The 16,720-nt window shown below is 46.5% G+C and carries 20 protein-coding genes; 7 read left to right on the forward strand and 13 right to left on the reverse strand.

Annotated elements, in window-relative coordinates; all coding sequences use genetic code 11:
• The 4 genes from F0U83_RS12290 to F0U83_RS12305 all read left to right on the forward strand — a co-directional run bounded on the left by F0U83_RS12290 (position 1) and on the right by F0U83_RS12305 (position 2,865).
• Complete coding sequence (locus F0U83_RS12290) at positions 1-915, forward strand: ketopantoate reductase family protein (RefSeq protein WP_138986928.1); 915 nt, start codon at positions 1-3, stop codon at positions 913-915.
• Positions 916-1,045: 130 nt separating this feature from the next.
• Positions 1,046-1,939: a polyphosphate kinase 2 gene (gene ppk2 / locus F0U83_RS12295; protein WP_246077673.1), complete on the forward strand. Its 894-nt coding sequence runs from the start codon at positions 1,046-1,048 to the stop codon at positions 1,937-1,939.
• Positions 1,940-1,960: 21 nt separating this feature from the next.
• Complete coding sequence (locus F0U83_RS12300) at positions 1,961-2,188, forward strand: phosphatase (protein WP_138986926.1); 228 nt, start codon at positions 1,961-1,963, stop codon at positions 2,186-2,188.
• Positions 2,189-2,304: 116 nt separating this feature from the next.
• Positions 2,305-2,865 (forward strand): cob(I)yrinic acid a,c-diamide adenosyltransferase, encoded by a 561-nt coding sequence (locus F0U83_RS12305; protein WP_138986925.1) that lies wholly within the window; start codon positions 2,305-2,307, stop codon positions 2,863-2,865.
• Positions 2,866-2,867: 2 nt separating this feature from the next.
• Here the strand turns inward: F0U83_RS12305 and F0U83_RS12310 are convergent, their stop codons facing one another.
• From F0U83_RS12310 to acuI, 3 genes are all read right to left on the reverse strand, one after another.
• On the reverse strand, positions 2,868-4,379 hold the full coding sequence (locus F0U83_RS12310) for an HDOD domain-containing protein (RefSeq protein ID WP_138986924.1): 1,512 nt from the start codon (positions 4,377-4,379) through the stop codon (positions 2,868-2,870).
• Positions 4,380-4,441: 62 nt separating this feature from the next.
• Positions 4,442-5,317, reverse strand: coding sequence for a cobalamin-binding protein (locus F0U83_RS12315; RefSeq protein ID WP_138986923.1), 876 nt, complete (start codon positions 5,315-5,317; stop codon positions 4,442-4,444).
• An 80-nt stretch (positions 5,318-5,397) separates the two neighbouring features.
• On the reverse strand, positions 5,398-6,381 hold the full coding sequence (acuI, locus tag F0U83_RS12320) for an acrylyl-CoA reductase (NADPH) (RefSeq protein WP_138986922.1): 984 nt from the start codon (positions 6,379-6,381) through the stop codon (positions 5,398-5,400).
• Positions 6,382-6,549: 168 nt separating this feature from the next.
• Between acuI and F0U83_RS12325 the strand changes: the two genes are divergently transcribed.
• Together F0U83_RS12325 and F0U83_RS12330 are read left to right on the forward strand one after the other, a co-directional pair.
• The gene (locus F0U83_RS12325) at positions 6,550-7,281 is read left to right on the forward strand and encodes a FadR/GntR family transcriptional regulator (protein WP_246077671.1); all 732 of its coding nucleotides are present in this window, start codon (positions 6,550-6,552) and stop codon (positions 7,279-7,281) included.
• Between the two features lie 111 nt (positions 7,282-7,392).
• Complete coding sequence (locus F0U83_RS12330) at positions 7,393-7,923, forward strand: Z-ring associated ZapG family protein (protein ID WP_138986921.1); 531 nt, start codon at positions 7,393-7,395, stop codon at positions 7,921-7,923.
• Between the two features lie 76 nt (positions 7,924-7,999).
• Here the strand turns inward: F0U83_RS12330 and F0U83_RS12335 are convergent, their stop codons facing one another.
• Positions 8,000-8,761, reverse strand: coding sequence for a Nif3-like dinuclear metal center hexameric protein (locus F0U83_RS12335; RefSeq protein WP_138986920.1), 762 nt, complete (start codon positions 8,759-8,761; stop codon positions 8,000-8,002).
• Between the two features lie 119 nt (positions 8,762-8,880).
• Here F0U83_RS12335 and F0U83_RS12340 point away from each other — a divergent pair, with 119 nt between their 5' ends.
• Complete coding sequence (locus F0U83_RS12340; protein WP_138986919.1) at positions 8,881-10,023, forward strand: S1C family serine protease; 1,143 nt, start codon at positions 8,881-8,883, stop codon at positions 10,021-10,023.
• Positions 10,024-10,098: 75 nt separating this feature from the next.
• Here the strand turns inward: F0U83_RS12340 and hisD are convergent, their stop codons facing one another.
• From hisD to F0U83_RS12385, 9 genes are all read right to left on the reverse strand, one after another.
• Positions 10,099-11,412 (reverse strand): histidinol dehydrogenase, encoded by a 1,314-nt coding sequence (gene hisD / locus F0U83_RS12345; RefSeq protein ID WP_138986918.1) that lies wholly within the window; start codon positions 11,410-11,412, stop codon positions 10,099-10,101.
• A 4-nt stretch (positions 11,413-11,416) separates the two neighbouring features.
• On the reverse strand, positions 11,417-12,064 hold the full coding sequence (gene hisG, locus F0U83_RS12350; protein WP_138987148.1) for an ATP phosphoribosyltransferase: 648 nt from the start codon (positions 12,062-12,064) through the stop codon (positions 11,417-11,419).
• An 11-nt stretch (positions 12,065-12,075) separates the two neighbouring features.
• A complete protein-coding gene (murA, locus tag F0U83_RS12355) occupies positions 12,076-13,338 on the reverse strand; it encodes a UDP-N-acetylglucosamine 1-carboxyvinyltransferase (RefSeq protein ID WP_138986917.1) in 1,263 nt (420 codons plus the stop codon).
• A 21-nt stretch (positions 13,339-13,359) separates the two neighbouring features.
• The gene (locus F0U83_RS12360) at positions 13,360-13,602 is read right to left on the reverse strand and encodes a BolA family protein (RefSeq protein WP_138986916.1); all 243 of its coding nucleotides are present in this window, start codon (positions 13,600-13,602) and stop codon (positions 13,360-13,362) included.
• Positions 13,603-13,694: 92 nt separating this feature from the next.
• Complete coding sequence (locus F0U83_RS12365) at positions 13,695-13,982, reverse strand: STAS domain-containing protein (RefSeq protein ID WP_138986915.1); 288 nt, start codon at positions 13,980-13,982, stop codon at positions 13,695-13,697.
• Positions 13,983-13,985: 3 nt separating this feature from the next.
• Positions 13,986-14,615 (reverse strand): MlaC/ttg2D family ABC transporter substrate-binding protein, encoded by a 630-nt coding sequence (locus F0U83_RS12370; protein ID WP_138986914.1) that lies wholly within the window; start codon positions 14,613-14,615, stop codon positions 13,986-13,988.
• A 13-nt stretch (positions 14,616-14,628) separates the two neighbouring features.
• Positions 14,629-15,087, reverse strand: a complete 459-nt coding sequence (gene mlaD / locus F0U83_RS12375) for an outer membrane lipid asymmetry maintenance protein MlaD (protein ID WP_138986913.1) — start codon at positions 15,085-15,087, stop codon at positions 14,629-14,631.
• 2 nt (positions 15,088-15,089) lie between these two features.
• Positions 15,090-15,872 (reverse strand): lipid asymmetry maintenance ABC transporter permease subunit MlaE, encoded by a 783-nt coding sequence (gene mlaE / locus F0U83_RS12380; protein WP_138986912.1) that lies wholly within the window; start codon positions 15,870-15,872, stop codon positions 15,090-15,092.
• Positions 15,869-16,690 (reverse strand): ABC transporter ATP-binding protein, encoded by an 822-nt coding sequence (locus F0U83_RS12385; RefSeq protein ID WP_138986911.1) that lies wholly within the window; start codon positions 16,688-16,690, stop codon positions 15,869-15,871. The genes mlaE and F0U83_RS12385 overlap by 4 nt, the downstream gene beginning before the upstream one ends.
• Between the last annotated feature and the right edge of the window lie 30 nt (positions 16,691-16,720).

A 16,720-nucleotide genomic window follows, 5' to 3' on the forward strand; every position in this document is an offset into this window, starting at 1 on the left:
ATGCATTGGCATATTCTTGGCGTAGGCGCAATTGGTTCCGTTTGGGCGGCGCAGCTTCATTTAGCCGGTTATCAAGTGACGCTGTTATTACGCAATAAACAGAAACTCCTAACCTATCAACAGCAGGGATTAGTCTACGAATCGGATAAACTAGGTAGACATCAGCTTAATATCGATGCAGAACTTATAGATGCCCACTCGCCTATTGAAAACCTATTGGTCGTGACCAAGGCATTTGCCTCTCTTGAAGCCCTAAACAGCGTTGCAGAGCGCTTAACACCTCATAGCCAAGTGGTTATGCTACAAAATGGCATGGGGCCACAACAGCAAGCAGCGGCACAATACCCCCACCTCTCCATCTGGGCTGCGACAACGACGGATGGCGCTTATCTTAAAAAGCCGTTCCATGTGATTCGTGCGGGCTATGGAGAAACCCTCTATGGGCCTCTCAACCAAAGCGCAACGGGGTTTACTGATACTCTTTTTCCTCAAGTTTTCCCAGAACTTCAGATAAATCAGACGCCCGATATTTTGCACAAACTTTGGTGTAAGGTGGCTATTAATGCGGCCATTAACCCTTTAACCGCTCTTTATCAATGTAAGAATGGCGAGTTACTCAATACAGTTGAACGGCGTAATACCGTGGCAGACCTTTGCGATGAAATCAGTCGCGTTGCCAACGCATGTGATCAACCGCTTTTTGAACAACCCCTTTTTGACGTTGTCGCACACGTTGCCAAGCAAACGGCTGGCAACTTCTCATCGATGCATCAAGATATACTCCACCAGCGGCCAACAGAGATTGAACAAATCACAGGTTTCATCTGCGATGAGGCAACCCGACACGGTATAGCCACACCTATCAATGAAGCGTTACGTCATGAGATCCAAGCACTCTCTGAGCGCTCGAAGTAATGGAATATGGCTTAAAACGCCTATTTGAAGATTTAATGACAACAGACCCAAAAAAGCATGACCTGAGTCAAAGGTAACAAGGTTTAACAGGAGGATAATCAATCACAACAACCCTTAAAAGGAGATGCGTATGGAGCATGAAAATCAGGCCGTTTTACAAGAAGCAGCAGAAACAAATCAGACCGCTTCGTCACTGATTGATTTGCCGACCTCCGATGAAAACAACAGCAACTACCCCTACCAAGACAAAATCTCTAGAGATGAGTACGAGAAGCGCAAAAAAGAGCTTCAGATTGAGCTGCTAAAAATGCACAACTGGGTTCGAGAAACCGGAGAGCGCGTAGTCATCCTGTTTGAGGGACGAGACGCAGCGGGTAAAGGCGGCACCATCAAGCGATTTATGGAACATATGAACCCCCGTGGTGCAAAAGTTATCGCGCTCGAAAAGCCTACCGAAGTAGAAAAAGGCCAGTGGTATTACCAACGCTATATTGAGCACCTACCCACCAAAGGCGAGATCGTTTTATTTGACCGCTCTTGGTACAACCGGGCCGGTGTCGAACGAGTTATGAATTTTTGTACACCTGCGGAATATCTCGAATTCATGCGTCAAACACCCGACTTTGAACGTATGTTGGTTCGTAGTGGCATTCGACTCTTTAAGCTATGGTTCTCTGTCAGCCGGGATGAGCAGTTCCGTCGTTTTCAGGCACGCAAAGTTGATCCACTCAAACAATGGAAACTTTCCCCAATTGACTTAGCCTCATTAGATAAGTGGGATTCGTATACCGAGTCGAAAGAAGCGATGTTCTTTTACACAGATACCGCTGATGCACCTTGGACTGTGATTAAGTCAGACGATAAAAAACGTGCTCGTATCAACGCCATGCGCCATATTTTGAATTCACTTCCATACCCTAATAAAAATACGGACATTCTCCTTGAGCCAGATCCGTTAATTGTGGGTAATGCGCGGGATATTCACGAGCAGGATGAACATATTTTACTGCCGGATAATCAGTAATTAGGCATAGAGGGAAAACAAATGTCTCAAAAACAAACACAACACTCTCAACAAGTCGTCGCAACCTTTAGAAACAAACTCCCTGCGGCACTGGTCTCCCAACTGGGTGATGAAAATTTTGCGATGCTGGAACTATTGGTTGAATCAGCAATGAGCACAGCAGTGCTAGAGGAACTAGAAAAAGCTGCTGATCGTGTAGAAAAACTATCTCACGAAATCCGCAATTTCGCTGAGCATTACGACGCATAAGCCGTTCTACCGCCCACCATCATCGGTGGGCGGTTTCTGATTTGCCACTCATATCACTCAACAGTACACTCCCTTCCATAGCCCAACCTCCACTCTGTTATAGGGATCTATCTATTATGGCGAATCGCCTTACACGAATTTACACCCGCAGCGGCGATAAAGGCACAACAGGATTAGCCGATGGCAGCCGTATCTCGAAAACATCAGACAGAATCGAAGCGTTAGGTGACATTGATGAACTGAATGCGGTTTTAGGTGTTCTCCTACAACATATAAAACAAGATGATGCTTTAATTACCCTACTATCTCTCATTCAAAATGATCTGTTTGATTTAGGGGGTGAGCTGGCAATGGCTTCAGAAGAATATCAAGCAATTGACCAATCTATGATTGATCACTTGGAAACGGAGCTAGATAAACTCAACGCTAACCTTCCTCCGCTGACGGAATTCATTTTACCCGGAGGTAATTTAGCAGCTGCATATTGCCATCAGGCCAGAACCCTCTGCCGTCGTGCAGAACGACAGCTGATTCGCCTTCACGAACAACAACCCCAGAACTTGCTAAGTATCAGTTATCTTAATCGTTTATCTGATCTTTTATTCGTTTGCGCAAGAACGCTGGCTCGCCAAGATGGGCAGGCCGAAGTGTATTGGCAACCTCGTCACAAAAGATAGCTCTACCCCGGGTGAGCCAGCGCAATACGCGCTTGCGTAGCAAATTGATTGAAACAAGCAAAGTCCTCATCTTTGATGGCACGATGATGGCAATCTGCATACAAAAGGCCTATTGGCTTTTTCCTGACCCGAATGGGTGCCATGACCATACCTGAGGGCTTAACTTGTTCCATGAACAAAGAGGGCAAACGCTCTAACCATCCCGGCTCTTGCACATCCGTAACCAGAAGGGTCATATCTTTTTGTAAGATTTGATAGAACAAACGTAATGAGTCCTCATGTGTAGCTGGGGTAAAGAAACGCTCTAAAGCCGTTAAATCACTCCCCTCACCTATTTTAAACACGAGTGATCTGGGTTCTGTTCGAAACAGACAAAACACGACACGATCAAACGCGGTACAGGCCTGAATCCCCTCAACCACCAGTGCCAAAATATCATGCGGGCTGCCTTTTTGGGCTGTTAGTTCAGATAAACGGGACAAGTAATTTAGTTGCTTCGTGGGGTCAGATACTACCGTAGTAGGCTGAATCACATTGGTTTTATCTTGTGATAGCTCTTTACGGGAATGGAAGAAGTAAGCGGCCCTTCGGATGGCATCATCAATGGAAAGGTTACCGGTTTCCTGTAATTTAGGGACGAGCGTTGACATATTGAGGCCATATTCATCTGTCATGTCCGCTGTCAGTTTGCAGGCCACTTCAAAACTTTGCTCCAATGCCTCATTGGCAATAGGTAAAGATTTTTGCAACACCTCGGTTAGTTGCTCTATAGAGCAATGCTGGTGCTGTTCAGCATAAATCGTTTCTATCAATTGATGACTAACAGACACAATATGGTGCTGATGGCGAACCTGTATGGGTGACTCATCAGCAGTCATCTCATCCATTGTCCGTACCACTGAGCTTGGGAAGCCCCAGCTTTGCGCAAGATCCTGTCCAATATCACTGAACTGCCCGCCCAGCGCTTCTAGCTGTATGTTGTTCCAGCTTTTCTTTCCGTTTTGCCTTGCTGTCCGCATCTGCTCATAGGTTTCGGGAAGACAACATGCCACGCATACCTCGCCCAAACTAAACAGCAATCCGCATAGGAAAGTTTCTTCAATATCCCTAAGGCCCGCTTTCGCAGCTAACTCTCGGGCCATTGACGCATTAAGAAAAGCCCTTAGCAGGAGTTTCTCAATACCTGATTCTGGATAGGCAACAGTAAAACTCTCGATGAGTTTAAGTGTAATCGAGAGGTTTTTAATGCGTTCAAAGCCAAGTAGCACTACCGCCCTTGAAATTACCCGAATCTCCCCTACCCCTCGATTAAACTCCGGTGTATTAGAAATTTTCAGCACCTTCGCTGAAAGGCTGACATCCTTCATGATCGCCATAGCTAATGCCATCGCGTCACTTTCAGGTGAGCTGCTAATCTCACGGATACGATTTAAGGTCGCACTAAAGACAGGCAGATCGCCCGTCTTACGCAACTGAGTGTTAATCTGAGAAAGAGTGACTTGATACTTAACCACGATACGCCTGTCGTTAGTAACTACACTCTTAAAAGGTAGACAATGGAACGCAGAATTGACAGTTATCGTGAAAGTTTTGTTCGCGCATTATCCAACAGCTTACACAGCTGGCGAGCCCCCTCTAGTACACGAACCGTTGGACGACTCACCAAATCAGCATCTAGGGTATAGAGTGTTTCGTGCTTAACCGCAGGAATCTCGGGCCAAGCTAGCCATGTTTGCTTCCAGTCCGCAGGCGTGCCTTGCGTTGGCGCTAAAATCACATCAGGCCCCAGTAGAACGACACTCTCTACACTGGTTTTTGGGACAGCCTCAGGCCGATTTGCAAACACATTGTCACCTGCGCACAGCTCTATCATCTGGCTCACTAATAGGGATCGATTAGCCGTCATGAGGGGTTGGCTCCAAAGCTGATAGAATACCGAAACTCTAGGGGCTGATTGGTATTGCATCTGCAGCTCAGATAGCGCTTGGCGGTAATCTTGAACAATCTCATCTGACCTTTCTACGGCACCAGTCAGTTTCCCTAAACGCTGTACAGTATCGGCGATATCCTTGAGAGATTTTGCTGAAGAGCGATACACCACAAGCCCTAACCTTTCCAATTGCGCCAATAGCTCAGGGGGATTCCCCCCGTGCCAAGCGATCACCAAGTCGGGGCTCATTGCGTAGATCTTTTCTACACTGATAGCGTCAGCCCCTCCTAAACGAGGGATCGATAAAGCAGCTTTAGGATAATCACTGTGCTCCACCGTCGCCACAATACGCTCGCCTACACCCAATGCATACAAGTGCTCAGTGGCATGAGGCGCCAGTGTTATAATTCGCATCGCAGGCTGGCCAACCGTAACTACGCGACCACTATCATCTTCTACCGATAGTGCCCATGCCATGTTTGAGAACACCATAATCAACAAAATAACCCTGCAAACAATCATACGCTGCCTCTATGAAAAACTTCCCATCAATCATAACGAAAAAGCCACCCGAAGGTGGCTTAAATCAACAAACGAATGGGTTACTTTTTAAGATCAACAATGGTTCGGCCTTGCACCTGCCCTTTAATGATCTTATCTGCATATTCAGGGACTTCTTCCAAAGAGATTACCTGGCCGATTTCACCTATTAACTGCTCCGGCAACTCATTTTGTAAGCGCTGCCAAGCTTGCGAACGACGCTCATAGGGGCACATCACCGAATCAACCCCTTGAAGCCGAACATTACGCAAAATAAAAGGCATCACCGTGGTAGGAAGCTTATAACCACCCGCCAAACCGCACGCGGCTACCGTACCACTGTAATCCATTTCTGCGAGTATCCGTGACAAAATAACATCACCAACGGTATCAATAGCACCTGACCAACGTTGCTTTTCCAGTGGCCGGGGAGACTCGCTCATCTCTTCGCGTGTCAAGATATGCTTAGCCCCTAATTCCTTCAGATAAGGAGCCGTTTCCTCACGACCCGTGATAGCTGCAACCTCATACCCTAAACGAGCCAGTAAAGCGACCGCGACTGAACCCACACCACCAGCGGCACCTGACACCACAACGGTTCCTTTATCCGGTGTAACACCACCCTCTTCCAGCGCCATCACGCATAACATGGCCGTTAAACCTGCCGTACCAATTGCCATGGCAGTTTTAGGCGCCATTCCTTCAGGCAAAGGCACAAGCCACTCTGCTTTCATACGCGCTTGCTGAGATAATCCCCCCCAAAAGCGCTCACCTACACTCCAGCCTGTCATAATCACTTTTTCACCAACGGAAAACTGTGATGACTCAGACGCTAAAACCGTACCTACCAAATCAATACCAGGCACCATAGGAAACTTATGGACAATTTTCCCGCTGCCGGTAATAGCCAACCCATCTTTGAAATTAATAGAAGAGTAGTCCACTTCAATTAACACATCTTCATTCGGTAAGTCTGACACATTGAGTGTTTTAATCTCTGAGACCGTTTTCCCATCGACTTGATCTAGTACGAGCGCCTTGAACATGATTATTTACCTATTTGTATGACAAATATTTAAATACATAATTACTTTTAAATTCTCCTCTGTCAAGCTAAGCTAATCCTCTAGTCTAAGATTTGACGCTTTCCCCTAAAATCAAAGGTGCGTTCGTTTTTACAAGCGATCTAAAGCAGCTATTCAAGAGAGTGATTTGTGAAGTCCATTGCATTTGAACCGATTCACCAACAAAGCTTATCCAGGCAGATTGCTGATCAAATCCGTCAGGCTATTGTCGATGGGTCTCTCGAGGCGGACGACCGTCTACCTACCGAAGAGGAGCTAGCCGTTCGTTTCAATGTTTCGCGCCCCACCATACGTGAAGCACTCAAGCGGCTAGCTGCACAAAATCTCGTGCGCTCTAAACGTGGCCCAAGCGGAGGGACTTTTGTCAATCGCCCCAGTGTCAGAGAGTTAAGTGAGTCTCTTGCGGGGGCAACAACACTTTTGGTGGGCCTAGAAAGTTTCTCGCTGGATGAAATCACCCAAACCAGACTAAGCTTAGAAACTCTATGCTGTCGCCTTGCTGCCGAGCACCGTACTGATAGCGACTTAGATAACCTGCAAAAAGAGTTAACTATCCAGTCCAACCCCGACCTTACCGCCGAAGAACTCTGTGCGTCTGATGTAAGGTTCCATCGCGCCATCACCGATGCCACTGGCAACCGGATGATAAGCTTTATCATGTATGCCGTCATTGAAGCACTACAGCCGGTTGCCAATATGGTGGCTCATCGTTTTCGTGAAAGAGAAATTATTTACCGCCAACATCAGCAAATCTTTGAGGCTATTAGCTCTAAAAATGCCGAGTTAGCTGAACACTTCATGAAAGAACAGATTCTCTATTTAAGCGATCTCTATCAAGCTGTCGCTGATAGCAGACCCTGAAAAAAATTTCATGATAAATACAACCTTCTTGATGAAGGTTAATAGGTTTTAATTACGCTTTCCTTTATTCTATGGGCTACAAAATAAACATTCAGGCAGTGAGGAGTAACTGTGGAAGAAAGTAATATCTGGATCATCGGGATCGTTGCATTGGCTATAGGTGCATTGATTGGCTACCTGTTAGGTCGTGCAGGAGCCGATAATAGTGAAGAGCAGCAGAAACTTGAAGACGTTCAGAAAGAGCTCGACTCCTACAAAGCGCAGGTAGCCGGCCACTTTGAAGAAACCGCTGAGCTGGTCAATAAAATGACAGAATCCTATCGCGAAGTTTACGCAAAACTCGCTACAGGTGCTCAAGTACTGTGTGATGCAGAAACGGCTCGCTCCATTGAGTCAACCATGACTCCTCAGCTCACTGTCCAAAAGGATGTTGAAGAAGCTCCAGTAGCCGATGAAACAACCACTGAGGAGCCAGAAGTTGAAGCACCTATCGAGCCCCCTCGTGACTATGCTCCAAAGAAAGCAGATGAAGCGGGAGCCCTATCTGAAGAATATGGGCTAAAAGATAGAAATAAGGCAGAAGCCGATACTGACGCTGTAAGCCCTGAAACCGAAAAAGAAGTCACTGAGAAAAAAGCTTAGTCTGACTTTTAACGTGTCGATCTGGTGAGATGAAAATAGCACCAGATCGAACACGCTCTTGACGATGGGGCTGCCCCTATACAGGGTTATCGATATCGATAAATTGGTGCTCTACACCAAAGTGGTTTTTCAGGTGCTCTCCAAGCGCTTGCACACCATACCTTTCTGTCGCGTGATGCCCTGCTGCGATGTAATCTATCCCTGCCTCTCTGGCAAAATGCACCGTTGGCTCTGATATCTCACCAGATATAAACAGATCTGCTCCAGCCGCGTGGGCTTTTTCTATATAGCTTTGTGCAGCACCCGTACACCAGGCAATCTTTTTCACTGGCCGATTCACACCCTGAATATACTGCACAGGGCGGCCCAACACCGTAGATATTTGTTTCCCTAGCTCATTCCCTGACATCTCCTGATTCAATTGTCCTAACATACCAATCGCGCGACCTAGCTCGCCCTCTAAACCGGCTTGTATTTGCCATCCCATTTTTTTAGCAAGCTGGGCGTTGTTACCTAACTCGGGGTGGGCATCTAACGGTAAATGATATGCCAGCAATCCCATATTACTCGTAAGTAATGTCTGCAGTCGGCGTTTTTTAATACCGGTGACACATGCGTTTTCGCCTTTCCAAAAATAACCATGATGAACCAATACTAAGTCGGCACCAAGGCTCACCGCTTCATCTAACAGTGCCTGTGATGCCGTGACACCCGAGACAATGCGTTTAACCTCTTTACGACCCTCTACTTGCAAGCCGTTAGGGCAGTAATCTTTAAACCACCCCACACTTAACAAATCTTCACAATATTTTTCCAAATCTGACGACAAAACTGTCATAAAATAGCCCTTGTATTAGCAACCGCTTTACAGTAACCGTATAATTCTACGGTGTTAATTAATATTCACCAACGCTCTTAGAGCATCCGTTAATTTTTTGGTACATTTTTGGAGCCTTAATGCGAAAACTCAGCTTTTTAGTATGGCCCATTATTACTGGAGTGCTACTGGCCGTTATCTTGCTTCAGTATTTCCCCAGCTTACTCTCCCCTCCAGCAACCACCGTTGAGATAAAAGAAACATCGGCCCCCAAGCAACTAGGGAATGGGCCTGTTTCCTATGCCGATGCCGTGGCCGTCGCAGCTCCATCTGTCGTCAACATTTATACCCGCACTTTGGTTAAAGAGAAACGCCATCCGCTAATTGATGATCCCCTTTTCCGGCGATTTTTTGATCTAGGGGATATGCCCCAACGAGAGCGTATTCAGTCCAGCTTAGGGTCTGGGGTCATTATCAGCGAGCAAGGCTACATTGTTACCAATAACCACGTTATTGCAACGGCCGATAGTATTGTTGTCGCACTCAGAGATGGTCGTGAAGCACCGGCTACAGTGGTAGGTACAGACCCTGAAACAGATTTGGCCATCCTGAAAATTTCGATGCCTAATTTACCAAGCATTACTCTCTCATCTTCTGAGCTATTACGTGTTGGCGATGTCGTTTTGGCGATAGGTAACCCTTTCGGCGTTGGGCAAACTGTTACCATGGGGATTGTCAGCGCTACCGGACGAAACCGTTTGGGATTAAACACCTATGAAGATTTTTTGCAAACAGATGCAGCGATAAACCCCGGAAACTCGGGGGGAGCTTTGGTAGATGCCCTTGGTAATCTCATTGGCATTAATACAGCGATCTTCTCGAAATCTGGCGGTTCTCAGGGAATTGGATTTGCGATTCCTTCTAACCTAGCAAAAAAAGTCTTAGCTGACCTTATTGAGCATGGTCGTGTTATTCGAGGGTGGTTAGGCATCGAAGTGCAAGAATTAACACCGACCCTAGCTGAGTCTTTCGGGTTAACCGATATGAACGGACTCATTATTGCGGGTATATACCGTGAAGGGCCTGCCCATAAAGCGGGTCTACAGCCAGGGGATATCATGCTATCGCTTAATGGTAAGGCTGTGGATGGAAAGCAATCGATGATCAGTATTGCCGATATTAAGCCTGGTGAGACGCTGCGAATTGAGTTCCTCAGAAATGGCCAAGCCTTGACAGCAGACGTTATTATCGGCGAACGCCCTCAATCACGTCCAGCTCGCTAAAAAACTCTCTAATATTACAATCGATAAAAAAGGCTGATTAAATCAGCCTTTTTTATGTACGCAGACTAGGTGCTCTTATGTATCAGACTTAATACGATACTCAGCCGAGCGAGCGTGAGCCGTCAGGCTTTCCCCTCTAGCTAACACAGAAGCAATTTTACCTGTCTCTGATGCGCCTTCTGCCGAGAACATGATGAGCGAAGAGCGTTTCTGAAAGTCATAAACACCTAGAGGTGAGGAGAAACGCGCCGTACCCGACGTAGGGAGAACATGGTTCGGCCCTGCACAGTAATCACCTAACGCTTCTGCTGTGTAGCGACCCATAAAAATAGCGCCAGCATGACGTATCGAGGGAAGAAGCGCCTCAGGGTTATCAACCGAGAGTTCCAAGTGTTCTGGCGCGATACGGTTGCTCACCTCTATCGCCTCATCCATATCGTTAACATGGATGAGTGCCGCACGGTTACGCAATGAAACCTCTATAATCTCTCGACGCTCCATTGTCGGCAGCAGTTTTCGAATACTCGCTTCTACCTGCTCGATATAGTCAGCATCGGGTGTGATCAGAATAGGCTGAGCATCTTCGTCGTGCTCAGCTTGAGAAAACAGATCCATAGCGACCCAGTCAGGATCCGTTTTACCATCACAAATCACTAATATCTCGGAAGGGCCAGCAATCATGTCAATGCCAACCGCACCAAACACAGCCCGCTTAGCCGTCGCAACAAAAATATTTCCGGGGCCTACAATTTTATCAACCTTCGGTACTGATTCCGTGCCATACGCTAATGCTGCAACGGCTTGGGCACCGCCAATCGTGAAAACACGATCTACGCCCGCTAAAGATGCCGCCGCAAGTACCAATTCATTGAGCTCGCCACCCGGCGTAGGTACCACCATGATAATCTCTTGAACGCCTGCAACATGGGCAGGTATCGCGTTCATTAGTACAGATGAGGGGTAAGCAGCTTTTCCACCTGGAACATACAAACCAACACGATCCATAGGTGTAACTTTTTGACCGAGCATAGTGCCGTCCGCTTCGGTGTACTGCCAAGAATCACTTTTCTGCTTCTCATGATACTGTCGAATACGAACTGCAGCCTGCTCTAAGGCAGCTCTTTGCTCTGTCGGCAATCCATCAAGTGCTTGCTTTAGTCGATCCGAACTAAGCTCCAATTGTGACATAGTACTGGCCACTGTGCGGTCGAAGCGATTCGTATACTCAACAACAGCAGCATCGCCCTGTTGCTTTACCGCATCCAGAATTTCATCAACAATCTGGTTTACCTTTTTATCAGAAACACTCTCCCACGCCAGTAGCTGATCAAGCCGCGCATTAAAATCTGCTTGACGTGTTGTTAAGCGGGCAATCGTTAAATCATCCATCGCTTTATGCCTCTCGTTGTTTGTCGACTGCTGCGGACATCATGTCTAAGATTGGTTGAATCTGTCGATGCTTCATTTTCATTGCCGCCTGCCCTACTACCAAGCGTGAGCTGATATCAGCAATAAAATCCATCGGCTCTAACCCATTAGCCCGTAATGTGTTGCCCGTATCTACAATATCAACGATACGATCCGCCAACCCCATAATCGGTGCTAACTCCATTGCACCATAGAGTTTGACAATATCGACCTGCTTGCCTTGCTGAGCAAAGTACTGACGTGCCACATTGACAAATTTAGTCGCGATTCTCATGCGACCTTCGACGGCTGGCGCATCCTTCAAACCAGCCACCATCAACTTACAGCGAGAGATATTCAAATCCAGCGGCTCATACAAGCCTTCTCCGCCATGTTCCATCAATACGTCTTTACCAGCGATACCCATATCAGCGCCGCCATACTCAACGTAGGTGGGAACATCAGTAGCACGGATAACAACCAGTTTGATATTTTCATGGTTGGTATCGAAAATCAGCTTACGGCTCTTAAAAATATTCTCAGCCGGTACTATGTTGGCAGCCTCTAAAAGAGGCAGTGTTTCTTCAAGAATTCGCCCTTTAGAGAGCGCAATCGTAAGCTGTTGTTTTTTCATCATGCCTTCACTTAGCCTGGAATTCGGCGAACTTTAGCGCCCATCATCTGAAACTTTTCTTCAATACATTCATAACCACGGTCAATGTGGTAAATACGATCGATCACTGTCGCACCATCAGCCACTAACGCTGCAATAACCAAGCTCGCGGATGCACGTAAGTCTGTTGCCATCACTGGCGCGCTCTTAAGTAGCTCAACACCTTCAATCGTTGCCGAGTTGCCATCAATTAAAATATTCGCGCCTAGACGAATCATCTCTTGCATATGCATGAAACGATTTTCAAAGATGGTTTCTTTGATATGACCCACCCCTTCAGCCACCGCATTTAATGCCGCAAACTGTGCTTGCATATCGGTCGGGAAAGCGGGGTATGGTGCCGTTGTTATATTAACAGCTTTAGGGCGACGCCCTTCCATATCTAGAGAGATCCAATCTTCACCGGTTTCAATCTTAGCGCCAGCTTCTTTCAATTTAAGCAAAACAGCATCTAGAATGTCCGCACGCGTGTTCTTTGTCTTCACATAACCACGTGTGGCAGCAGCAGCTACTAAAAATGTACCGGTTTCGATGCGGTCAGGCATCACGGAATAACGACACCCTTTCAGAGACTCAACGCCGTTTACTATGATCGTATCTGTACCTGCACCTTGGATATCAGCCCCCATTGCAATCAGGCAATTAGCCAAATCGACAACTTCGGGTTCACGTGCCGCGTTTTCTATAACACTCTGGCCTTCAGCAAGTGTTGCTGCCATTAAAATATTTTCTGTTCCGGTAACTGTCACCACATCAAAAAATATTTTAGCGCCTTTCAGGCGGCCATTGCTACGAGCACGAATATAGCCATCTTCCACTTTAATCTCTGCACCCATCGCTTCCAAGCCACGAATATGGAGATCTACAGGACGGCTACCAATGGCACACCCACCAGGTAGAGAAACTTCAGCTTCGCCATAATGCGCAAGCAAAGGACCTAAAACCAATATAGAAGCACGCATCGTTTTTACGAGTTCATAGGGTGCTAAAAACTCTTTGATCGTACGTGTATCAACTTCAACACTGAGTTTTTCATCAATGGTAAGTTCGACCCCCATGCGCCTAATCAATTCCAACATGGTGGTGATATCATGCAAATGGGGCAAATTACAGATCGTAATCGGCTCATCAGCCAATAGTGTTGCCGCCAATATAGGTAAGGCGGAGTTTTTAGCGCCGGAAATGCGAACTTCACCGTTCAGCCGGACACCACCTTCTATCATTAATTTATCCATTAAGGAATTTCCAGCCGTTGATTAACCCTGCAATGCTTGCCACTGCGCAGGTGTATAAGTTTTGATTGTCACGGCATGGATTGTACCGTTTGCTATGTACTCATTTAGGCACTGGTAGACCAACTGCTGCTTTTTCACAGGCATCAGCCCGTTAAACTGCTCACTAATAACAGTGACTTGAAAATCACAACCTTCACCAGCCGTTATTACTTGGGAGTTTTCGAGTTGAGATTCAATAATTTCTTTTACTTCTTCAGCGTGCATGAAGCGCTCCGGGACGAGTCATGTTTACAATATAGGGGCGGAATGATACCGAATTAGCCATTAAAAGGCGAAATTAAAAGGCCGCAGTTTAATTAGCTATATGGGCTTAGGTCCAATCCAACTAAACGGGCGATACCCAATAGCTCTTCAGGCAAACCCGATAGGTTAATGGTTATCTTTTGCGCGGCCGCAAAACGAATGCAGCAAAGACATACCGATAGTGCAGAGCTATCGACTCGTTTAACATCCTTAAAATCAATAATACACAAGCCTGAACTACGTTTTATTGACGCTTCCAGTTGGCTTCGCAAATCAACCGCATCAGGAAACAGCATATCTCCTGTCAGCTTGATGCGGTCGCCATCAGTAGCTAGCTGCATTCACTACTCCTGAACAGGCTTTTCATCAATTTGAGCTTTCCAGTTATCAATAACTGCACCTACATCGTACTTCGTGCGCTGCATCATATCCGCAAATTGATTCTTGAAGGTGATTCTCAGATTTATGCCATTAATCATCACATTCACCAACTTCCATTTGTCCTTTTTCTTAACCATATAGTTCACTATGGTGTAGCTGGTACCCGTTTTAGAGGTAACGTTCACAGAGACTATCTGTTTGTCCTCTTCAGGGCTTTCAGCTGCTGGGGCAGCAATGTCATATTTTTCGATATCAAACTCTAACAGCGACTTCGCATAAGTACGGATCAGCGTTTGCTTAAACACTTGGGCAAATTGACTTCTCTGTGCAGCCGTTGCCTGGCGGTAGTATTTCCCCATAACCCAATTAGAGATGTACTGAAAGTCGACGTCACGATTGACAATCATCTCTATTTCAGAAGATACCTCATCAATATCGACGGTTTCTTTACCGCTATGTCGATCAATGACCGCTATCATATCTTGGATTGTTTGTTCTACTTGTAGCGATGCCTCTTGCCAATTAGCCGACACCGTTAATGGGGACATCATCAGTCCCAAAGCTAACAAAAAACGTATCATCAACTGTTTCATGTGCGAGTCTCTCCTACTCACTCACTTTATTAAAAAGGAATTTACCAATCAGGTCTTCCAAAACCATAGCTGACTGGGTATCCGCGATGTAGTCGCCATCTTTGAGCACGTCCTCTTCGAAGCCGACAGATAAACCAATGTACTGCTCTCCAAGCAACCCTGAAGTCAATATTTGCGCAGACGTATCCGCTGATAGGTAATCTACATCAGCATTTATCGATAGCTCTACCACAGCCATCAACCTTTGCTTATCAATACTGATCGACTTCACTTCGCCAATCTGCACACCGGATAAGGAGACCTTTGATCGTGGTGTCAGCCCTCCAATGTTCTCGAATCGCGCAAATAAGGAATAATCATCCTGTGCATCTGACAATTTGAGGCCACTTACGTTCAATGCAAGGCCTATCAATGCCAGTAGTCCTAGCACCATGAAAAAGCCCACCATTATCTCTACCCAGCGCATACGCATCCTTACAAATCTCCAAACATCAATGCGGTTAACACAAAATCCAACCCCAATACAGCTAAGGAGGAGTAAACAACCGTTCGTGTGGTTGCTTGACTAATCCCTTCTGAAGTGGGCAAACAATCATACCCTTGAAATACTGCAATCCAGGTTACAACGACGCCAAACACAAAGGATTTGATAATGCCATTGACGACATCTTCCTGAAAATCCACCGAGTTCTGCATATTGGCCCAAAAAGATCCTTCAAAGATGCCCAACCATTCGACACTTACCAAAGCACCGCCCCAGATGCCGACCATGGCAAAGATAATCGACAAAATTGGCATGGTAATAAACCCTGCCCATAACCGCGGCGCTATGATTCGTCGTAATGGGTCTACGCCAATCATCTCTAAACTTGAAAGTTGCTCGGTAGCTTTCATCAAACCGATCTCTGCGGTCAGTGCCGATCCAGCTCGCCCAGCAAACAGCAAAGCAGTCACTACGGGAGCCATCTCCCTTACCAAGCTCAGTGCAACCATTTGACCTACAGCTTGCTCAGATCCGTAGTCCACTAAAATGGTATAACCTTGTAGCCCTAGCACCATGCCGATAAACAGCCCGGATACCACGATAATAACCAGCGATAGCACACCAACAAAATAGATCTGCTTCATTAACAAAGGAAACATCACTATGGGTGTAGGCTTGGCAACTAACGACTGGAATATCAGGGCTCCAGCCCGACCTGTTGCCGCAATACGATCAAACAGCGTGCGTCCCAATCGAGCCAGAAAGTCAGTCATACTCGAGCCTCTCCGATCAGCTCATCCATCATCACATCATCCGAAAAATGAAAAGGAACCGGTCCATCCGGTAATCCATGCATAAATTGTTTCACTTGCTCTGTTTGATTTGCTTTTAATTCATCGGGAGAACCTGAGGCAATCACCATACCATCTGACAGCAAAAAGATATGATCAGCGATCCCCATCGTTTCTTGTATATCGTGGGATACGATAATGCTGGTATGGCCCAAAGCCTTGTTCATACGTTTAATCAGATTGACCAACACACCCATCGCAATAGGGTCTTGCCCGGTAAAGGGCTCATCATACATCACAATAGCCGGATCAAGCGCTATAGCTCTTGCCAATGCGACACGACGTGCCATGCCACCAGATAACTCACTCGGCATCAGATCTTTCGCTCCACGCAGACCAACTGCCTGAAGTTTGAGCAGTACCACATCCCGAATCATATCATCGGGCAGGTCGGTATGTACGCGAATAGGAAAGGCCACATTCTCAAATACACTCATGTCCGTGAACAAAGCACCGCTTTGAAACAACATTCCCATTTTTTCTCGTAAGGTAAATAGCGCTGTGCGGGAAATTTGATGTACGTTTTGTCCATCAATAAGCACGTTTCCACTATCTGGGCGCAGTTGCCCACCTATCAGTTTCAATAATGTCGTTTTCCCTGTGCCCGACGGCCCCATGATGGCAGTCACCCGCCCACGCGGAATTTGCATATTGATATCACGGAAAATTTTTCGGCCACTGCGGCTGAAACTGAGTCCTTGTATATCAATGATAGGGGTGTCGTGTTCATGAGTTGACATGATTTCTGGCCCATTCCCTGACTCTGAGTA

It is taken from the genome of Neptunomonas concharum, from assembly GCF_008630635.1.
Classification (GTDB): domain Bacteria; phylum Pseudomonadota; class Gammaproteobacteria; order Pseudomonadales; family Balneatricaceae; genus Neptunomonas; species Neptunomonas concharum.

What these genes read in the sequence shown, in the direction of transcription:
- F0U83_RS12385 (WP_138986911.1), bottom strand. Translation starts at nt 16,690, where the DNA reads ATGTCAACTCATGAACACGACACCCCTATCATTGATATACAAGGACTC.
- F0U83_RS12370 (WP_138986914.1), bottom strand. Translation starts at nt 14,615, where the DNA reads ATGAAACAGTTGATGATACGTTTTTTGTTAGCTTTGGGACTGATGATG.
- F0U83_RS12300 (WP_138986926.1), top strand. Translation starts at nt 1,961, where the DNA reads ATGTCTCAAAAACAAACACAACACTCTCAACAAGTCGTCGCAACCTTT.
- mlaE (WP_138986912.1), bottom strand. Translation starts at nt 15,872, where the DNA reads ATGACTGACTTTCTGGCTCGATTGGGACGCACGCTGTTTGATCGTATT.
- mlaD (WP_138986913.1), bottom strand. Translation starts at nt 15,087, where the DNA reads ATGCGTATGCGCTGGGTAGAGATAATGGTGGGCTTTTTCATGGTGCTA.
- acuI (WP_138986922.1), bottom strand. Translation starts at nt 6,381, where the DNA reads ATGTTCAAGGCGCTCGTACTAGATCAAGTCGATGGGAAAACGGTCTCA.
- F0U83_RS12290 (WP_138986928.1), top strand. Translation starts at nt 1, where the DNA reads ATGCATTGGCATATTCTTGGCGTAGGCGCAATTGGTTCCGTTTGGGCG.
- hisD (WP_138986918.1), bottom strand. Translation starts at nt 11,412, where the DNA reads ATGGATGATTTAACGATTGCCCGCTTAACAACACGTCAAGCAGATTTT.
- F0U83_RS12365 (WP_138986915.1), bottom strand. Translation starts at nt 13,982, where the DNA reads ATGCAGCTAGCTACTGATGGCGACCGCATCAAGCTGACAGGAGATATG.
- murA (WP_138986917.1), bottom strand. Translation starts at nt 13,338, where the DNA reads ATGGATAAATTAATGATAGAAGGTGGTGTCCGGCTGAACGGTGAAGTT.
- F0U83_RS12305 (WP_138986925.1), top strand. Translation starts at nt 2,305, where the DNA reads ATGGCGAATCGCCTTACACGAATTTACACCCGCAGCGGCGATAAAGGC.
- F0U83_RS12315 (WP_138986923.1), bottom strand. Translation starts at nt 5,317, where the DNA reads ATGATTGTTTGCAGGGTTATTTTGTTGATTATGGTGTTCTCAAACATG.
- F0U83_RS12335 (WP_138986920.1), bottom strand. Translation starts at nt 8,761, where the DNA reads ATGACAGTTTTGTCGTCAGATTTGGAAAAATATTGTGAAGATTTGTTA.
- F0U83_RS12360 (WP_138986916.1), bottom strand. Translation starts at nt 13,602, where the DNA reads ATGCACGCTGAAGAAGTAAAAGAAATTATTGAATCTCAACTCGAAAAC.
- F0U83_RS12340 (WP_138986919.1), top strand. Translation starts at nt 8,881, where the DNA reads ATGCGAAAACTCAGCTTTTTAGTATGGCCCATTATTACTGGAGTGCTA.
- ppk2 (WP_246077673.1), top strand. Translation starts at nt 1,046, where the DNA reads ATGGAGCATGAAAATCAGGCCGTTTTACAAGAAGCAGCAGAAACAAAT.
- hisG (WP_138987148.1), bottom strand. Translation starts at nt 12,064, where the DNA reads ATGAAAAAACAACAGCTTACGATTGCGCTCTCTAAAGGGCGAATTCTT.